Below are 15,083 nucleotides of genomic sequence, written 5' to 3'. Positions count from 1 at the left end.
CTCCTGTCTGATAAATCAATGTATCATTATATATATCGTAGAATCCGAACACTGCAGCGTCCTTTTTTCGTCTGATGTGAAACACCATCAAAAATAAAACGTCCTTTGCCACGCACAGAAATAATATCTCCATCTTTAGGTTCATATCCATTAGATGTGATCAGCTTTCCGTTCACAAAAACATGCCCTCCTTCAATGAAAGGCACCATACTGCTCCGGGATGATTTAAATGCCAGAGCGATCAATGCATCTAAACGTACAGAAGCACAGGTTCCGCTGACTGCTTCAAGTTCAGGACGTGGAAATTCATCCGGATTCTCTATTTTTGAAATCAGAATATTGGTATGACGGACACGGCACATATTTTTCAGGAAAAAGTCCGTCATTTTATTGCTGCTGAAAAACCATGCAGCATTTTTCTGCACAAGAATATCTCCCAGCACATTTCTGTCCACGCCCAGATTCAGCAGTGCTCCCAGATAATCTCTATGAGTGAGATCTTCTGAAAATTTAATAGCTTTTGGCTCTATTTTCAGGCAGTCGATGGGGTATTCCCACGTAAAAGCAAGAGCATCAGGATGAAATGCCACCATCTGACGCTCCGCATTATCATAGCCGCCACTGCTTTCCATAACAATACCGGGAAGCTGTGATTTCAGGCTATTCACCATATTCTGTTCATTAAGATTCAGAAAATCAGAAAAAGTAACAATATCTCTCTGATAGGAAAGATTTGCCAGTTCCCGGATTCTCTTAAGAAAAAATTCGTCTTTTTCCATTATGAGATCAGTATCCTGCTCTTACAGATGGCGCAGAACCTCCAAGAATATTCTGAAGGTCACCGGTGATATCCACATTATATGGTCCGAGAACAAAAATGTAACTGGATACTTTCTGAAGGCTTCCTCCCAGAGAATAACATGCACCGGAAGTGAAATCAATGATTCTCTGTGCCAGTTCTACATCAATTCCTTCCAGATTTAAAATAACAGTGGAGTTATCTACCAGGGTATCTGCAATTTCCCGTGTATCTTCCATAGAAGAAGGTTTGATCACACATACTTCCATGTTAGCTCCCTGAGGTGTTTTACGGCTGTTTCTCATCGGGGTGATCTTATTAGAGGATGCGACCGGGCGTGACAGTCGTTCTGAACGCTCCTGACGAACAGGTGCCTTGGCAGCGGAAGATTGCTGTTTGGCAGCTGTTGGCTGTTTGGGAGCAGTATTTACAGATTTTTCCTCGATTTCATCAGAAACTGCAATATCCTCAGAATCTTTTTTCTTGGCAAATTTATCAAAGAATTTCTTCTTTGGTTTGTCATCAAAATCATCATCCAGGAAATCATCCCCGTCGTCTTCTTCATCTAACAGATCTTCATCTAAAAATCCGTCATCATCATAATCATCATTTAATTTGATGGCATCTAAAAATTTATCTAAAACGCCCATTTTAATCTCCAATCTTTTCTAATCTTCTTTTATTGAGTAATTCCTCTCACCAAAGATACCTGTTCCTACACGTACCATGGTAGAACCTTCCTCACATGCGACCTGATAATCGTTTGTCATTCCCATGCTCAGGACGCTCATAGTAATATTATTAATGTTTTTGGCTGCAATGTCAACACTTAATTTCTTTAATTTACGAAAAACACTTCTGTTTTCTTCTGGATCAGCAACAAAAGGAGCGATTGTCATAAGCCCCATTACTTTAATATGGGAATAAGAAGCAATCTCCTCTATAAGTGGAAGAACTTCTTCTGTTTTCAGACCAAATTTACTCTCCTCTTCTGCTACATTTACCTCGATCAGAATGGGCATACATACGTTTTTCTTTGCTGCTTCATGCTCAATTGTTTCGGCAAGGCGCAAAGAATCTACAGAATGGATCATAGAAACCTTATCAATAATATATTTGACTTTGTTTCGCTGAAGATGTCCGATCATGTGCCACTCTATGTCAGAGGGGAGCTGATCATACTTATCCATGATCTCCTGCACTTTATTCTCACCAAAAACACGTGCACCTGCATCGTACGCTTCCTGAAGCATTTCAACAGGTTTGGTTTTGCTCACAGAGATCAACGTTACCTCTTTGGGGGATCGTCCTGCATTTTTGCACGCTTTGTTAATATTTTCCTGTACGACTGCTAATTTTTCAGCTATCATTTGGAAAGCCTCCTTAATTTATATTTAGTCTATCAATATAAAATATCCTGTTCTTTTACCTGATCAGCATTTCTTACAATATGATCATATCTGGAAAGGCCATAGGATGTATTCTTGGCTACAATGGCATATTCTTCATTCTGATCCAAAACTTCGATACACCGGAAAACTGCATATCCTTTATTAATACAATAAACTCCTTGCAGGGTGTCTGTTTCTCCGATAACATATTTCTCACCAGTATCAGGATTAACGATGGCATCACCTTCTTTAAAAGAACTTTTATCAACATAATCATTGCTGACCGGATCTTCGGAAGAGCCGGAAGAAGATTTCTCTTCAATACTGGCATATATGCTGGCACTTTTGAAGGTCGTAGCAGCTTTGCCTGACTTTGTTTTGGTGGCAAGCATAAAGCCGGTAGCACCACTCTGGGGATCTGTTGTTGCATACGAATCCGGAATTACATAAAAATCCTTTGTGACAATAGATGACAGTGGAATTTTCAGGCCAGTGGATGTATTTGTCACAAGTTCTATATCCAGGAAACGGTCAGAAGCATAGCGTATCAGCCCTTTATTGAAATCAATCTGGCCGTATCTTTCTCCATCAATCGTTATAATAGAAAAATCTCCAGTCTGTGTCATATCATCTTTCTGAAATTTTACACGAATGGTGGAGCGGTCTTTTAATTTTTCTGCCTGTTTCTCACTTAGAGGGATCAGAAGACTCCAACGTTCATCTGTGATTATGCTATATACATCATCTCCGGCTTTAACTGAATCAGAAGTTTTCAGATCTGTTTCATGATAGGAATTCTGATCAAAATCTTCTGCTGTTACTGTATCAATTGTTTTTCCCTCATAATTATCTGTTGAATATAAAATAATCCCATCAGATTCGGCACGGCTGATATTTTCATTTCCATAGCTGACTGAAGCAGCTGTGGCAGAGGTATTTTCAGAACTGCTTTCATCTTCGGTATTTTCGTCAGAAGTCAGCGGCGCTGTTGTGCCGGTGGCAGATTCAGAATACTGAAGAATATTTCCTTTCAGTTCATATTTAAAGCTGTATGTATTGTTAAATTTACTTGAATTAAAACTTTTCGAAAAACTCATCATATCATTTCTGATACGGGAAAGTTCCTCCGGTGTAAGACTGACAGAGGAAGAACCGGACTTCGTACTGCTCAGACCATAAACAGCGCCTGATGCATTGATCTTGCTTCCCTCCCTTGCATAATAGGTAATGTAACCGGAAGAAGCAGCTTTACACACTGACTCTTCACGTATTGCCAGTCCTGTATATGTTTCATTCCTTGACAAAGGACCGGAAGTTACCTGGTAGGACTCAATATGAGGAGTAGTAAGATACAATATAGCACTAAATGCCATATAGATAAATAAAACGCCAAACATGACAGTTCCAATATTCAGTCCGAAAATCTTTCGAAGCCTGGCCAGAATACCCGGCATCTGTCTGCTTTTTTTATGATTAGCGGGCAAATGAAATGCCTCCTTTTGATTAGTGAAAGAATTCGATTACAGACAGGTACTGAAACAAAAAGCCCAATATCTGTCCGATATCCCAAATATTGTAACATTTTATAGCTCTAAAAACAAGCGAAACATAAATTCTTCACATATACCTTCACATATAAGGATTCTTCATATATAAGAAAATCGGAGTATTTTTCTGTAATATATCATATAAGAAAAAGGATAAACGAGAACGTATTTTCCGAATATCTGTTTGCGTTTCTGATATAAATATGATATGATAGAACTATTAAATCAGGAGGTACAACCTATGGCATATGGAAGAATTACGCAGAAACAGCAGGAAATCCTTGACTATATTAAGAATGAGATCCTGAACAGAGGCTTTCCTCCGGCAGTTCGTGAAATTTGTGAAGCAGTAAATCTGAAATCCACATCTTCTGTGCATGCGCATCTGGAAGCACTGGAGAAGAACGGATATATCCGGAGAGATGCGACGAAACCCAGAGCGATTGAAATTATTGATGATAATTTTAATTTGGTCCGTCGAGAAGTAGTAAATGTTCCCATTGTTGGAACTGTAGCAGCCGGACAGCCTGTTCTTGCAGTAGAGAATATCGAAGGTTATTTCCCTATTCCGGCAGAATTTATGCCTAATGAGCAGAGTTTTATGCTGAAAGTAAAAGGGGAAAGTATGGTAAATGCAGGAATTTTCGATGGAGATCAGGTACTTGTAAAGCAGCAGTCTACTGCTTCTGACGGAGACATAGTAGTAGCATTGGTCGATGAGGGGGCTACTGTTAAGACTTTTTACAAAGAAAAAGGATACTATCGTCTTCAGCCGGAAAATGACAGTATGGATCCTATTATTATTCGTGGTGATCTTCAGATACTTGGAAAAGTATTTGGCGTATTCCGTCTGTATCAGTAAATACAGACAACGAGATGATTGGGGCAAACGTAGAAAGGGAGCAGTGACTGCTCCCTTTTGTTATCAATTATTTCTCGAGAAATTCATTAATATCAAGAACTTTTCCATCTCTCCAGATTCTTTCCAGATCATAGAAAAGACGGTTTTCTTCATCAAATACATGAACGATCATATCGCCGTAGTCCATCAGAACCCAGCTTGAATTTCTGGTTCCCTCGATCTGTTTGGCTTCGTATCCTGCTCTTCCCAGTGTTTCGTCTACATTATCAACCATAGCCTGTACCTGGTTCTGGTTGGATGCACTTGCGATTACGAAATAATCAGCGATCACAGATACTTCATGGATATCGATCACTTTAATGTCTTTACCTTTTTTGTCATCAAGGGCGCGGCAGGCAAGTTTTGCCATTTCAAGTTCTTTACTCATGAAAATAGTCCTTTCTTTCTATAATAAATAGGTCATTTTGTTTCACTATGATATATTTGTACAGCAGTCTGATATGAAACTGCCTAAGACTGTCTTTTTATATGTAAGTCTTTGTAATATAAAAAGGCATCTTTTGTAGCATTATCAATATCTTTCGGATTCTCCTCAAGATAAGCCAATGTATCTGCCAAAATCTTATACATACATTCATCCAGATCCTCAAAAGCCAGCTTGCGGACAACTGCAAGGTTAGGGGCTTTATCGCGTTTTGGCTCAATATAGTCAGCAATATAGACGATTTTTTCCAGTAATGTCATCTCAGGCTTTCCGGTGGTATGCCAGGTGATGGCAGAAAGAATCTCTTCATCAGTGACATCATATTTAGCTCTGGCTACATAAGCACCGAGCTTGGCGTGAAGTAAAAATGGATGTGTCTGTTCAAATTCAGATACAGGAATGTTATGCTGGCTGCACATTTTCAGTTTCTTTTTATTCGGAATACATTTTGCGCAGTCGTGAAGCAGCCCGGCTGTCTGAGCTACGATCAGATCGCAGTCATGTACCATGGCAAGTGCTGCGCAGGTGTACATAACTCCCAGTGTATGAGCATAACGATCCTCATCCAGATACTTGGCTAATTTTTTCTGCATTTTTATAAAATCATACTCTGCCATTGGGAAAAATCATCCTTTCTTTTCAGTCAGACTGTAAATCTGGTTTTCTTCAATATATGTGATCACCGGATCTGGAATATAGTAACGAACACTTTTGTCTTCACTGATCCAGTTTCTGAGCATTTTGCTGGATACATCAATGTTTGTGGTATTCAGAGTCAGAAATGTACCGTCATATTTGAGTGAAAGACGATTCATTTCTGTTTCAAGTTCTGCAATTGTGGAATGGTTTCTTACAGCAGTTACCAGAATACAGTTTCTGCAGATACGTCCCGGTTCTCTCCAGGTATCGAAATCATACAGGGAATCTGCACCGATTATGAAATAATAATCCGTATCAGGATTCTCTGTTTTTAGTGTTTCCAGTGTATGATATGTGTAAGTGTAACCATTTTCGTGCATTTCAGCCAGCGACAACTCGAAATGAGGATTATCAGAGATAGCTCTGCGAACCATCTCTACTCTCTGTTCATCTGTGGCGCGTCCCTGACGGTTCTTTTTATGAGGTGGGTTGCCGGAGGGCATAAACAGTACCTTATCCAGTTGAAACTGTTCGTATGCTTTTTCTCCAAGAATCAGATGGCCCATATGAATGGGATCAAATGTACCGCCCATGATACCAATTCTTTTTCTGATGTCAGCCATAAAAACTCCGTACTTGTTTGTTTAATTTAATTATTTTCTTGGTAATTCGATCTTCTTTTTCTCGTTTTTGCCTTCGCGGTACAAAACAATCTTCTTGCCGATAACCTGAACGATCTGGGAATGGGTACGCTCTGCCAGAACTTCAGCCATCTGACGCGGATCTTCCAGACAGTTCTGGAGCACACTGATCTTAATTAATTCTCTGGCTGCAAGTGCCTCATCTACAGCGGCTGTGTTCTCAGGAGTAAGTCCGCCCTTTCCAAGCTGCAGGATCGGGTCCATTGTCATTGCAAGGCCTTTTAAATAAGCTCTCTGTTTACTTGTCATTTCTTTTTCCTCTATTATTCTCTGCTATGTAAAGCGGGCAGGAGCGTCCGCTTTACGATTTGTATGATTCATACCTTGTTGTTTAATTTAATTTTCACTATTTATAATAATCGAAGTCAAATCCGTACATACGTACAGTATCACCTTCCTGAATGCCGGCTTTCTCAAGTTCTGCCAGGATACCGCCCTCTTTCAGGAATTTCTGGAAGAATGCAAAACCTTTCTCAGAATCAAGGTTTGTATAACCGAGCATTTTTTCAATCTTCGGTCCTTCGACTACAAAGATTGTCGGATCTTCAGGGAGCTGCTCTACTGTATATGGAAGATTCTCTCCAATCAGCATATCTTCAGGGAAGAATTCCTGTTCAAATACTACAGGTTCCTGTGGGCAGTTATCAAGAAGTTCTTTTACATGGAATAAAAGTTCTCTTACACCCTGACCGCTGACTGCGGAAATCGGATATACCTGAATTCCTTTTGGCTCAAATTCTGCTTTAAGTTTGTCTACCGGATTCTCTTCACCGTCTTCTGTATAGATACAGTCAATCTTGTTTGCTGCGATTACCTGTGGTCTTGCGGCAATTTCCGGATTATAGGCTTCCAGTTCTTTATTGATCTTATAAATATCATCGATTGGGTCACGTCCCTCAGTAGATGCTGCATCTACGATATGGATGATGACTCTGGTACGTTCGATGTGGCGGAGGAACTCATGTCCAAGTCCTACACCCTCTGATGCACCTTCAATCAGTCCGGGAATATCAGCGATTACGAAACCACCATTCTCAGTATCTACAACACCGAGATTCGGACTCAGGGTTGTAAAGTGATAATTGGCAATCTTTGGCTGCGCGTTGGTAACACGGGAAAGGAATGTAGATTTTCCAACATTCGGGAACCCAACCAGACCGACATCCGCGATCACTTTCAGTTCAAGAAGAACTTCCAGTTCCTGCGCAGGCTGTCCCGGCTGTGCGTATTTCGGAACCTGCATGGTAGCAGTTGCATAATGCTGGTTTCCTTTGCCACCTCGTCCGCCTTTTAATACGATCTGGCGTTTGTTTTCGCCGGACATATCAGCGATTACTTTGCCGGATTCTGCATCCATGATGACTGTTCCTTCCGGAACTTTTAATACAACATCTTTTCCATCGGCACCGTGGCAGCGTTTCTTGCCGCCTTCCTGTCCATCTTCTGCTTTATATTTTCTTCTGTGTCGGTAGTCGCCAAGGGTGTTCTGGCCTTCATCTACCTCAAATATCACGTCTCCTCCACGGCCGCCGTCGCCACCGTCAGGTCCGCCATTCGGAACATATAATTCTCTGCGGAAACTTACATGGCCGTCGCCGCCTTTACCGGAGCGGATATAGATTTTCGCTCTGTCTGCAAACATATGACACACCTCTGTCCTTTACTTATGATTATTTATTTCTTAGTTTCTTCTATTATAATACTGTTTTAATCTAAAAGAAAGGCTCCAAACCCTGTCAGATTTGAAGCCTTCCGCTTAACCAGATTATTCTGCTTCTACTGGAACGATAGAAACCTGTTTCTTATCGCGTCCTTTTCTGGTAAATCTTACGACACCATCTTTCAGTGCAAATAAAGTATAATCTTTACCGCAACCTACGTTCTCACCAGCATGGATCTTAGTTCCGCGCTGTCTGTAAAGAATATTTCCAGCTTTAACAAACTGTCCGTCTGCTCTCTTCGCACCTAATCTCTTGGATTCGGAATCACGACCGTTCTTTGTAGAACCAACTCCTTTTTTATGTGCGAATAACTGAAGGTTCATTTTCATCATGTTGTTACACCTCCTTGACTTTTACTGTCAAATATCGATTGTTATAACTATGTTCAATTTCTGTTAATCCGAGAACCAGCGAATCCATGAGAAGTATTCCCCTCTCAGTAACCGGAGCCGTGAAATGAAAAGATACATAACCGTCATCTTCCTGTACTTCAAACTGATCGTCTGTAAATGCTTCAAGAGAATTTACAGTATTAATCACCAGTACAGAAACAGCAGCGCAGACAATATCCTGTCCCTCTTCTGCATATCCGGCGTGACCTTTCGAAACAAATTCCAGATAATTTCCATTTCTCTTCTTAACTGTAATTGTAATCATAATGACACCAGATTAACCGTTAATCTTTTCGATTTTTACTTTAGTGTACTGCTGTCTATGACCGTTTTTCTTGTGATATCCAGTTTTTCTCTTGTATTTGTAAACGATAACTTTCTTTGCTTTACCGTTCTCAACTACAGTAGCGGTAACACTGGCATCTTTCACATCTTCACCAGCTTTTAATCCGTCATTGCTTACTGCAATAACATTATCAAAAGTAACGGTTTCACCAGCTTCAACACCGAGTTTCTCAACTCTGATTACGTCGCCTTCAGCAACTTTGTACTGTTTACCACCTGTTGCAATAATTGCGTACATCTGTGGCACCTCCTATAATCTTTACTCGCCAGATATGGTGACCTTTCGGTGCTTGTACCTCTCTGTGCGGCATCCAGTTTATAATAGCGGACAAAATTCGATTTGTCAATAAGTTTTTTTCAATTTCTTTGATTTTTTTTCTTTTATTTTACAGGTACAATTTCAATCCGGTATCCGTCAGGATCTGTGATAAAATACAAACTGCAGAGCAGTTATTCAGTTACGGAAAAATATCGATGAGAATTGCAGATGTTTGTTTGGTTTACATAATTATTTTATGGTAAACTATAATTCTCTGATTTCCTCAATCACAGGTTTTCGCACTTTCTTTCTGGTAAGTTCCAGGATATGCAGTGGAGTGATGTCCACTGCTTTTGCCTTTACCGGATCTTTGCGAAGATATTTCTGCAGGACATGGAACAGCTCGTCCTGATGATCCGGGTTTTCCATATTGATAAAGTCAATCAGGATAATTCCGGACAGGTTTCTGAGACGTAATTGTCTGGCAATCTCTTTTGCTGCTTCCAGATTGATCTTACGGTAGGTTTCCTGCATTTTCTTTTTGCCTGTAAACTTGCCGCTGTTTACATCGATAGACACGAATGCTTCTGTCTGCTGGATCACCAGAAAGCCGCCACTGTTTAACCAAACTTTCTCATGCTGGATCTCTTCCAGTGCAGATTCCAGCCGGTGGAGTTTGTAAAGTGGGAGAAGTTTATCGTCATAGAAACGAAGTTTCTCTTTTTCCTCCGGGCTGTTACTGGTAAGGTAATCAGAAATCTGCTGAGAAATTTCCGGAATATCTGTCATGATCTCTTCCAGGTTTCGGCTGTTGGCGTCGCGGACTGCGGAAATATAAAAAGGCTCTGTTCTGTATACGCAGCTGAAACAGGTGCGTGATCTGCCGTCTACAGCGGCTTTATGATATAAGCCTTTCAGATATTTCAGTTCTTTCAGGATTTCTTCTTTTGAAGCATCTGCCGCATTTGTACGAACAATGATCCCGAATTCTTTATCCGGGCGGTTGATTTCCTCTTCCATCCATTTGCTGAGACGACTTCGATCATCATTGGAAAGTTTGGAAGATAATCCGAATTTCTTATCTCCGGTTGTAAGCACAAGATATTTGCCTGTAAAGTTCAGATTTGTGGTTACTGCCGGAAGCTTTCCCTTCATTGCATCACGGCTGATCTGCACAAGAATCTCATCTCCTGCTTTTAACGGGCGGTCGCCTTTTTTTACAGAAGCATAGATCGCATTTGGAACATCGGAAAGCTGCAGATAGCATTTCTCGTTTGCAGAAATCTGGACAAATGCAGCGCCGATGTTGGCAGCCACATTTTCAACCTGTCCCACATAGATATTGCCAAGAGAAGATTTTCCGCCTATGGGCTCCATACGAAGTTCCATTACTTTCCCGTCTTCTTCATATGCACATACATAACAGGGTACCTGTCGGATATCCATTTGGGTAATGACCAGTTTACTCAACTTCTTCACCTAACGCTTCCAGAGTTACAAATTTATGTTCTTCTTCTGTTCCTTTGTCAGCATATACTTCCAGACGTTTGATGGAATAAGCAAACTCAGGAAGTTCTACGCCGAGCCATGAGAAGAATGTGTCTGTTACCAGTTCCGGTTTTGTGTAATTGGCACTTGCGGAAGCAAGCATCAGGAAGATTTTATCTCCCTGAAGTTCCATTTTATAGATAAACGGGCGGATATCGATTTCTTTTTCGCTTCGCTTGGTTTTCTTCATTACTTTGATCTCCGGCTGTGCCAGGAAATCATTGATCTTATCTTTCCAGGAGATTTCCGGTTCTTTTCCGGGGCGAAATTCTACATAGTAATCAGCGGCAGCCACCAGGGACATTGCTTTGCCTGCTTTTCCATCTTCTACCTGACGGGCGCTGATGACACGAACACCCTCTACCATAGTTGCTTCCAGGCGGCGAGTGATTTCATCAGTAGGAACGGTCTCTGTAAGCTCCAGGTCGAAGTACTCTCCCAGACTTTCCGTGCCTACACCAAGCGGTGCTGCAAAGGACATGATCATATGTGGACTGTAACCGCCGGAAAAAGCTACCGGGAGATTTGCTCTTCGGATTGCTTTCTGGAAATAACGCATGGTATCCAGATGTCCGACAAATTTGATCGGACCCTCTTTGCTGAATTTAATTCTTACTTTCATAACATACACCTCCGCCATAACGCATAGCACCGCAGCCGGAACATTTCTGACGGCAGTTTGGTGTTACGGTTTCTTTCTTTGCCTGCTCCCATTCATGGATCAGGAACTTCTTGGTCACTCCTGCATCAATAAAATCCCATGGGAGGATTTCATCTGTGGAACGTTCGCGGAGTGTGTAGAAATCAATGTCTGTATTGGTTTCTGCGAAAGATTCTTTCCATATATTATAGTCAAAGCTTTCGGACCAGGCATCGTAGATTGCGCCTTTCTTATATGCTCTGAGGATAACTTTTGAGCAGCGGCGGTCACCTCTTGCAAGGAAGCCTTCAAGGATTGTGACATCCGGCTCATGCCAGCTGTAACGGATACTTCTCTGGTTTACCTGTGCGCGGATTTCGCTTTTTACAACTTTGGCCTTCTCTACGAAATCTTCTTCTCTGTACATGCCGGCCCACTGGAATGGGGTAAATGGTTTCGGTACAAAGAAAGAGGTACTTACGTTGACCTGAACTTTGCCGTTACGTTTTTCTTTCGGCACTTCTTCATAATAGGTTTCTGCGATCTTCTGAGCAAGATGAGCGATACCCTTCATATCATCCTCTGTTTCCGTCGGAAGTCCGAGCATGAAGTAGAGTTTTACCTGATTCCATCCACCCTTGAATGCTTCTCCTGCACCGTGAAGAATGTTCTCTTCTGTCAGACCTTTGTTGATAACGTTACGCAGACGCTGGGAACCTGCTTCCGGTGCGAATGTCAGGCTGCTCTTCTTGATATCCTGTACTTTGCTCATAACATCCAGAGCGAAAGCGTCGATACGAAGAGACGGCAGGGAGATATTGACAGCGTTTCCGTGGAATTCTTCGATTAAGAAGTTTACCAGTTCTTTCAGTTCAGAATAGTCACTGGAACTTAAGGAACTTAAGGAAATCTCCTCATGACCGGTATTCTGAAGCATTTCTCTGGCGCTTGCCTTTAAAGTTTCTACATCACGTTCTCTGGTCGGACGGTAGATCATACCTGCCTGACAAAATCGGCATCCGCGGATACATCCACGCTGAATTTCCAGAGTGACACGGTCCTGAGTAGCTTTGATAAAAGGTACTACCGGAGCTTTGATAGCGCGGTATTCTTTGTTGATATCAGTAATCAGCTGTTTACATACCTTCTGCGGTACTCCGTCTCTGACAGGGGTAAAGGATTCGACAGTTCCATCTTCTTTATAAGTTACATTATATAAAGAAGGAACATAGATTCCAGGAATCTGGGAAGCTGCATACAGGAAGTCTGCTCTGGAGCCACCTGCTGACTTATTGGCCTTATATGCGTCAAATAAAGCATCATAAACGGTTTCCCCCTCACCGATATAAAACATATCAAAGAATTCTGCAATCGGTTCCGGGTTATAGGCACATGCACCACCGCCAATCACGATCGGGTCATCCTCTTCACGATCTTTTGCCAGAAGTGAAATATGGCTCAGATCCAGAACCTGAAGTACATTTGTATAGCACATCTCATATCCAAGAGTAATTCCCAGAAAATCAAAATCCTTAACAGGTTCCTGAGATTCCAGTGCAAAGAGTGGAATATTTTTCTCACGCATGATCTTATCCAGATCCAGCCACGGGGAAAACACACGCTCCGCCCAGACATCCTCGCGTTCGTTGAACATATTATAGAGGATCATCATGCCGAGGTTGGACATACCGATTTCATAGACATCCGGGAAGCACATGGCAAATCGGATATCTACGTTGTTCTTATCTTTCATTATAGAGTTAACTTCACCACCAATATAGCGGGCGGCCTTGTCAACTTTCATTAAAATTTCATCACTTAATGCTAACTTTCTCATCTTTATCCTTTCGATTTTGTGCACACTCGCAAAAAACATCTATATAATTTGAGGTTGAGTATGCAGTTATTATCTTTGAACAGGCTTCAAAAGTGTACAAAACCGCAGGCACTTTTGAAGCTTATTTTTTATCAAAAAATCTATTTGGTCACAAACTTTTTTCAAGCTGCCATAAGAGTTTTTGACCTGGAGCTTCTAAACACCCCATAATGTTCCTATTATACCTATATTATTGCATAAGTTCAAGCAGATATTTCTTCCTCTTCATTCATCAGCACAAATTTGGTGGTTGTACTTCCTGAGTCAATTCCCAGATAAGCTCTCAGTGTTTCCCCCTCTTTCAAACGGATTTCTCTGATCTGCTTCTTGGGGTGCCGCTGTATGAATGCTTCCTGCTCATCTTTATTTTCAAAAAACGGTTTCGCCTGATCTGCTCCGTCTGCTTTCAGACATGTATCATTTTTTCTCCAGTTTCTGTCATATTCATATATTAATGCATTTTGAGGCATTTTTTCAACCCAAAAAATTAAGCAGATTGTCGAATTATGGTTGCTGCATTCAAAAACAGCGCGATACTCTTTTTATAAGTACCACGCTGTTATTTTTATCTGTTTCCCCGGAAGTTTCCGCTATTAACGACCCAGAAGAGACTCGAACTCTCGACCTTCGCCGTGACAGGGCGACGCTCTAACCAACTGAGCCACTGGGCCATTAAAGGTTTTGCACCTTCAAAACTACATACATGTTGACATTTCCTTGAGATTCATTACTTCCTGCGATTCTTGGTCAAGCCCTCACCCGATTAGTAACAGTCAGCTCCATGCATTACTGCACTTCCACCTCTGCCCTATCTACCTCGTCGTCTTCAAGGGGGTTTACTTCTTTCGAATGGGATATCTCATCTTAAGGGGGGCTTCACGCTTAGATGCCTTCAGCGTTTATCCCTTCCGGGCTTGGCTACTCGGCCGTAGACTTGGCAGTCTAACCGATGCACCAGCGGCCCGTCCATCCCGGTCCTCTCGTACTAAGGACAGCTCCTCTCAGATATCCTACGCCCACGCCGGATAGGGACCGAACTGTCTCACGACGTTCTGAACCCAGCTCGCGTACCGCTTTAATGGGCGAACAGCCCAACCCTTGGGACCTACTACAGCCCCAGGATGCGATGAGCCGACATCGAGGTGCCAAACCACTCCGTCGATGTGAACTCTTGGGAGTGATAAGCCTGTTATCCCCAGGGTAGCTTTTATCCGTTGAGCGATGGCATTCCCACTTAATACCACCGGATCACTAAGCCCTACTTTCGTACCTGCTCCACCCGTCGGTGTCGCAGTCAAGCTCCCTTCTGCCTTTGCACTCTTCGAATGGTTTCCGTCCATTCTGAGGGAACCTTTGGGCGCCTCCGATACCCTTTCGGAGGCGACCGCCCCAGTCAAACTCCCCGTCTGGCATTGTCCCACCGCCGGGTCACGGCGGCTGGTTAGAAACCCAATACTGCAAGGGTGGTATCCCAACAGCGGCTCCATAATAACTGGCGTTACTATCTCCTAGCCTCCCACCTATCCTGTACATGCAATACCGAGTCCCAGTACCAAACTGGAGTAAAGCTCCATGGGGTCTTTCCGTCCTGGCGCAGGTAACCAGCATCTTCACTGGTACTTCAATTTCACCGGATGCATTGTCGAGACAGCGCTCAAATCATTACGCCTTTCGTGCGGGTCGGAACTTACCCGACAAGGAATTTCGCTACCTTAGGACCGTTATAGTTACGGCCGCCGTTTACTGGGGCTTAAATTCAAAGCTTCGCTTGCGCTAACCTCTCCTCTTAACCTTCCAGCACCGGGCAGGCGTCAGCCCATATACCTCACCTTTCGGTTTCGCATAGACCTGTGTTTTTGCTAAACAGTTGCTTGAGCCT

General features: G+C 42.3%; 17 protein-coding genes, 1 tRNA gene and 1 rRNA gene (1 of these 19 only partly in view). 1 reads left to right on the top strand and 18 read right to left on the bottom strand.

All coding sequences use genetic code 11. The features are described from left to right. Window positions 1-26 precede the first annotated feature (26 nt). Genes R8695_RS08055 through R8695_RS08040 form a run of 4 tightly spaced genes read right to left on the bottom strand, consistent with a single transcriptional unit; the run spans window position 27 to window position 3,674 of the window. Window positions 27-779 carry a YlmH family RNA-binding protein gene (locus tag R8695_RS08055; protein ID WP_154780623.1) on the bottom strand — a complete coding sequence of 251 codons (753 nt, stop codon included), beginning with the start codon at window positions 777-779 and terminating at the stop codon, window positions 27-29. A 7-nt stretch (window positions 780-786) separates the two neighbouring features. Continuing rightward, the gene (locus R8695_RS08050; RefSeq protein WP_154780622.1) at window positions 787-1,449 is read right to left on the bottom strand and encodes a cell division protein SepF; all 663 of its coding nucleotides are present in this window, start codon (window positions 1,447-1,449) and stop codon (window positions 787-789) included. A gap of 18 nt (window positions 1,450-1,467) precedes the next feature. Then, window positions 1,468-2,169, bottom strand: coding sequence for a YggS family pyridoxal phosphate-dependent enzyme (locus tag R8695_RS08045; RefSeq protein ID WP_118511514.1), 702 nt, complete (start codon window positions 2,167-2,169; stop codon window positions 1,468-1,470). Window positions 2,170-2,201: 32 nt separating this feature from the next. Next, window positions 2,202-3,674, bottom strand: a complete 1,473-nt coding sequence (locus R8695_RS08040; RefSeq protein WP_154780621.1) for a biotin/lipoyl attachment domain-containing protein — start codon at window positions 3,672-3,674, stop codon at window positions 2,202-2,204. A 304-nt stretch (window positions 3,675-3,978) separates the two neighbouring features. On the opposite strand from R8695_RS08040, the gene lexA reads away from it, so the two are divergent. Next, on the top strand, window positions 3,979-4,599 hold the full coding sequence (lexA, locus tag R8695_RS08035) for a transcriptional repressor LexA (protein ID WP_118511518.1): 621 nt from the start codon (window positions 3,979-3,981) through the stop codon (window positions 4,597-4,599). Window positions 4,600-4,666: 67 nt separating this feature from the next. Here lexA and rsfS read toward each other — a convergent pair whose 3' ends face one another. The 14 genes from rsfS to R8695_RS07965 form a co-directional block, all read right to left on the bottom strand. Further along, window positions 4,667-5,026, bottom strand: a complete 360-nt coding sequence (rsfS, locus tag R8695_RS08030; protein WP_118511520.1) for a ribosome silencing factor — start codon at window positions 5,024-5,026, stop codon at window positions 4,667-4,669. Between the two features lie 83 nt (window positions 5,027-5,109). Then, complete coding sequence (gene yqeK, locus R8695_RS08025; RefSeq protein ID WP_154780620.1) at window positions 5,110-5,700, bottom strand: bis(5'-nucleosyl)-tetraphosphatase (symmetrical) YqeK; 591 nt, start codon at window positions 5,698-5,700, stop codon at window positions 5,110-5,112. Between the two features lie 9 nt (window positions 5,701-5,709). After that, window positions 5,710-6,345: a nicotinate-nucleotide adenylyltransferase gene (gene nadD / locus R8695_RS08020; RefSeq protein ID WP_118511523.1), complete on the bottom strand. Its 636-nt coding sequence runs from the start codon at window positions 6,343-6,345 to the stop codon at window positions 5,710-5,712. A 30-nt stretch (window positions 6,346-6,375) separates the two neighbouring features. Continuing rightward, window positions 6,376-6,672, bottom strand: coding sequence for a ribosome assembly RNA-binding protein YhbY (yhbY, locus tag R8695_RS08015; RefSeq protein ID WP_118511525.1), 297 nt, complete (start codon window positions 6,670-6,672; stop codon window positions 6,376-6,378). A gap of 97 nt (window positions 6,673-6,769) precedes the next feature. Next, the gene (obgE, locus tag R8695_RS08010) at window positions 6,770-8,065 is read right to left on the bottom strand and encodes a GTPase ObgE (RefSeq protein WP_154780619.1); all 1,296 of its coding nucleotides are present in this window, start codon (window positions 8,063-8,065) and stop codon (window positions 6,770-6,772) included. Window positions 8,066-8,188: 123 nt separating this feature from the next. Next, the gene (gene rpmA, locus R8695_RS08005; RefSeq protein WP_008703124.1) at window positions 8,189-8,476 is read right to left on the bottom strand and encodes a 50S ribosomal protein L27; all 288 of its coding nucleotides are present in this window, start codon (window positions 8,474-8,476) and stop codon (window positions 8,189-8,191) included. A gap of 4 nt (window positions 8,477-8,480) precedes the next feature. Further along, complete coding sequence (locus R8695_RS08000) at window positions 8,481-8,801, bottom strand: ribosomal-processing cysteine protease Prp (protein WP_118511529.1); 321 nt, start codon at window positions 8,799-8,801, stop codon at window positions 8,481-8,483. 12 nt (window positions 8,802-8,813) lie between these two features. Beyond that, the gene (gene rplU, locus R8695_RS07995) at window positions 8,814-9,119 is read right to left on the bottom strand and encodes a 50S ribosomal protein L21 (RefSeq protein ID WP_020993901.1); all 306 of its coding nucleotides are present in this window, start codon (window positions 9,117-9,119) and stop codon (window positions 8,814-8,816) included. Window positions 9,120-9,404: 285 nt separating this feature from the next. After that, the gene (locus R8695_RS07990; RefSeq protein ID WP_167829773.1) at window positions 9,405-10,619 is read right to left on the bottom strand and encodes a ribonuclease E/G; all 1,215 of its coding nucleotides are present in this window, start codon (window positions 10,617-10,619) and stop codon (window positions 9,405-9,407) included. Next, window positions 10,603-11,310, bottom strand: a complete 708-nt coding sequence (locus R8695_RS07985; protein WP_154780618.1) for a TIGR03936 family radical SAM-associated protein — start codon at window positions 11,308-11,310, stop codon at window positions 10,603-10,605. Before R8695_RS07985 ends, R8695_RS07990 begins: the two co-directional genes overlap by 17 nt. Continuing rightward, window positions 11,294-13,165, bottom strand: a complete 1,872-nt coding sequence (locus R8695_RS07980) for a TIGR03960 family B12-binding radical SAM protein (RefSeq protein ID WP_154780617.1) — start codon at window positions 13,163-13,165, stop codon at window positions 11,294-11,296. The genes R8695_RS07985 and R8695_RS07980 overlap by 17 nt, the downstream gene beginning before the upstream one ends. 242 nt (window positions 13,166-13,407) lie before the next feature. Then, window positions 13,408-13,674: a hypothetical protein gene (locus tag R8695_RS07975; RefSeq protein ID WP_154780616.1), complete on the bottom strand. Its 267-nt coding sequence runs from the start codon at window positions 13,672-13,674 to the stop codon at window positions 13,408-13,410. A gap of 127 nt (window positions 13,675-13,801) precedes the next feature. Beyond that, window positions 13,802-13,875, bottom strand: a tRNA-Asp gene (locus R8695_RS07970). Between the two features lie 72 nt (window positions 13,876-13,947). Then, a 23S ribosomal RNA gene (locus R8695_RS07965) occupies window positions 13,948-15,083 on the bottom strand (it continues 1,748 nt past the right edge of the window).

The sequence above is a fragment of the Blautia luti genome, from assembly GCF_033096465.1.
Taxonomy (GTDB): domain Bacteria; phylum Bacillota; class Clostridia; order Lachnospirales; family Lachnospiraceae; genus Blautia_A; species Blautia_A luti.
This window is presented reverse-complemented; position numbering and strand designations above follow the sequence as displayed.

Bases quoted from the DNA above. Each gene is read 5' to 3' on its own strand.
- lexA (WP_118511518.1), top strand. From the start codon at position 3,979: ATGGCATATGGAAGAATTACGCAGAAACAGCAGGAAATCCTTGACTAT.
- R8695_RS08045 (WP_118511514.1), bottom strand. From the start codon at position 2,169: ATGATAGCTGAAAAATTAGCAGTCGTACAGGAAAATATTAACAAAGCG.
- rsfS (WP_118511520.1), bottom strand. From the start codon at position 5,026: ATGAGTAAAGAACTTGAAATGGCAAAACTTGCCTGCCGCGCCCTTGAT.
- yhbY (WP_118511525.1), bottom strand. From the start codon at position 6,672: ATGACAAGTAAACAGAGAGCTTATTTAAAAGGCCTTGCAATGACAATG.
- R8695_RS08050 (WP_154780622.1), bottom strand. From the start codon at position 1,449: ATGGGCGTTTTAGATAAATTTTTAGATGCCATCAAATTAAATGATGAT.
- nadD (WP_118511523.1), bottom strand. From the start codon at position 6,345: ATGGCTGACATCAGAAAAAGAATTGGTATCATGGGCGGTACATTTGAT.
- R8695_RS08055 (WP_154780623.1), bottom strand. From the start codon at position 779: ATGGAAAAAGACGAATTTTTTCTTAAGAGAATCCGGGAACTGGCAAAT.
- obgE (WP_154780619.1), bottom strand. From the start codon at position 8,065: ATGTTTGCAGACAGAGCGAAAATCTATATCCGCTCCGGTAAAGGCGGC.
- rpmA (WP_008703124.1), bottom strand. From the start codon at position 8,476: ATGATGAAAATGAACCTTCAGTTATTCGCACATAAAAAAGGAGTTGGT.
- yqeK (WP_154780620.1), bottom strand. From the start codon at position 5,700: ATGGCAGAGTATGATTTTATAAAAATGCAGAAAAAATTAGCCAAGTAT.
- R8695_RS07985 (WP_154780618.1), bottom strand. From the start codon at position 11,310: ATGAAAGTAAGAATTAAATTCAGCAAAGAGGGTCCGATCAAATTTGTC.
- R8695_RS07975 (WP_154780616.1), bottom strand. From the start codon at position 13,674: ATGCCTCAAAATGCATTAATATATGAATATGACAGAAACTGGAGAAAA.
- R8695_RS08000 (WP_118511529.1), bottom strand. From the start codon at position 8,801: ATGATTACAATTACAGTTAAGAAGAGAAATGGAAATTATCTGGAATTT.
- rplU (WP_020993901.1), bottom strand. From the start codon at position 9,119: ATGTACGCAATTATTGCAACAGGTGGTAAACAGTACAAAGTTGCTGAA.
- R8695_RS07980 (WP_154780617.1), bottom strand. From the start codon at position 13,165: ATGAGAAAGTTAGCATTAAGTGATGAAATTTTAATGAAAGTTGACAAG.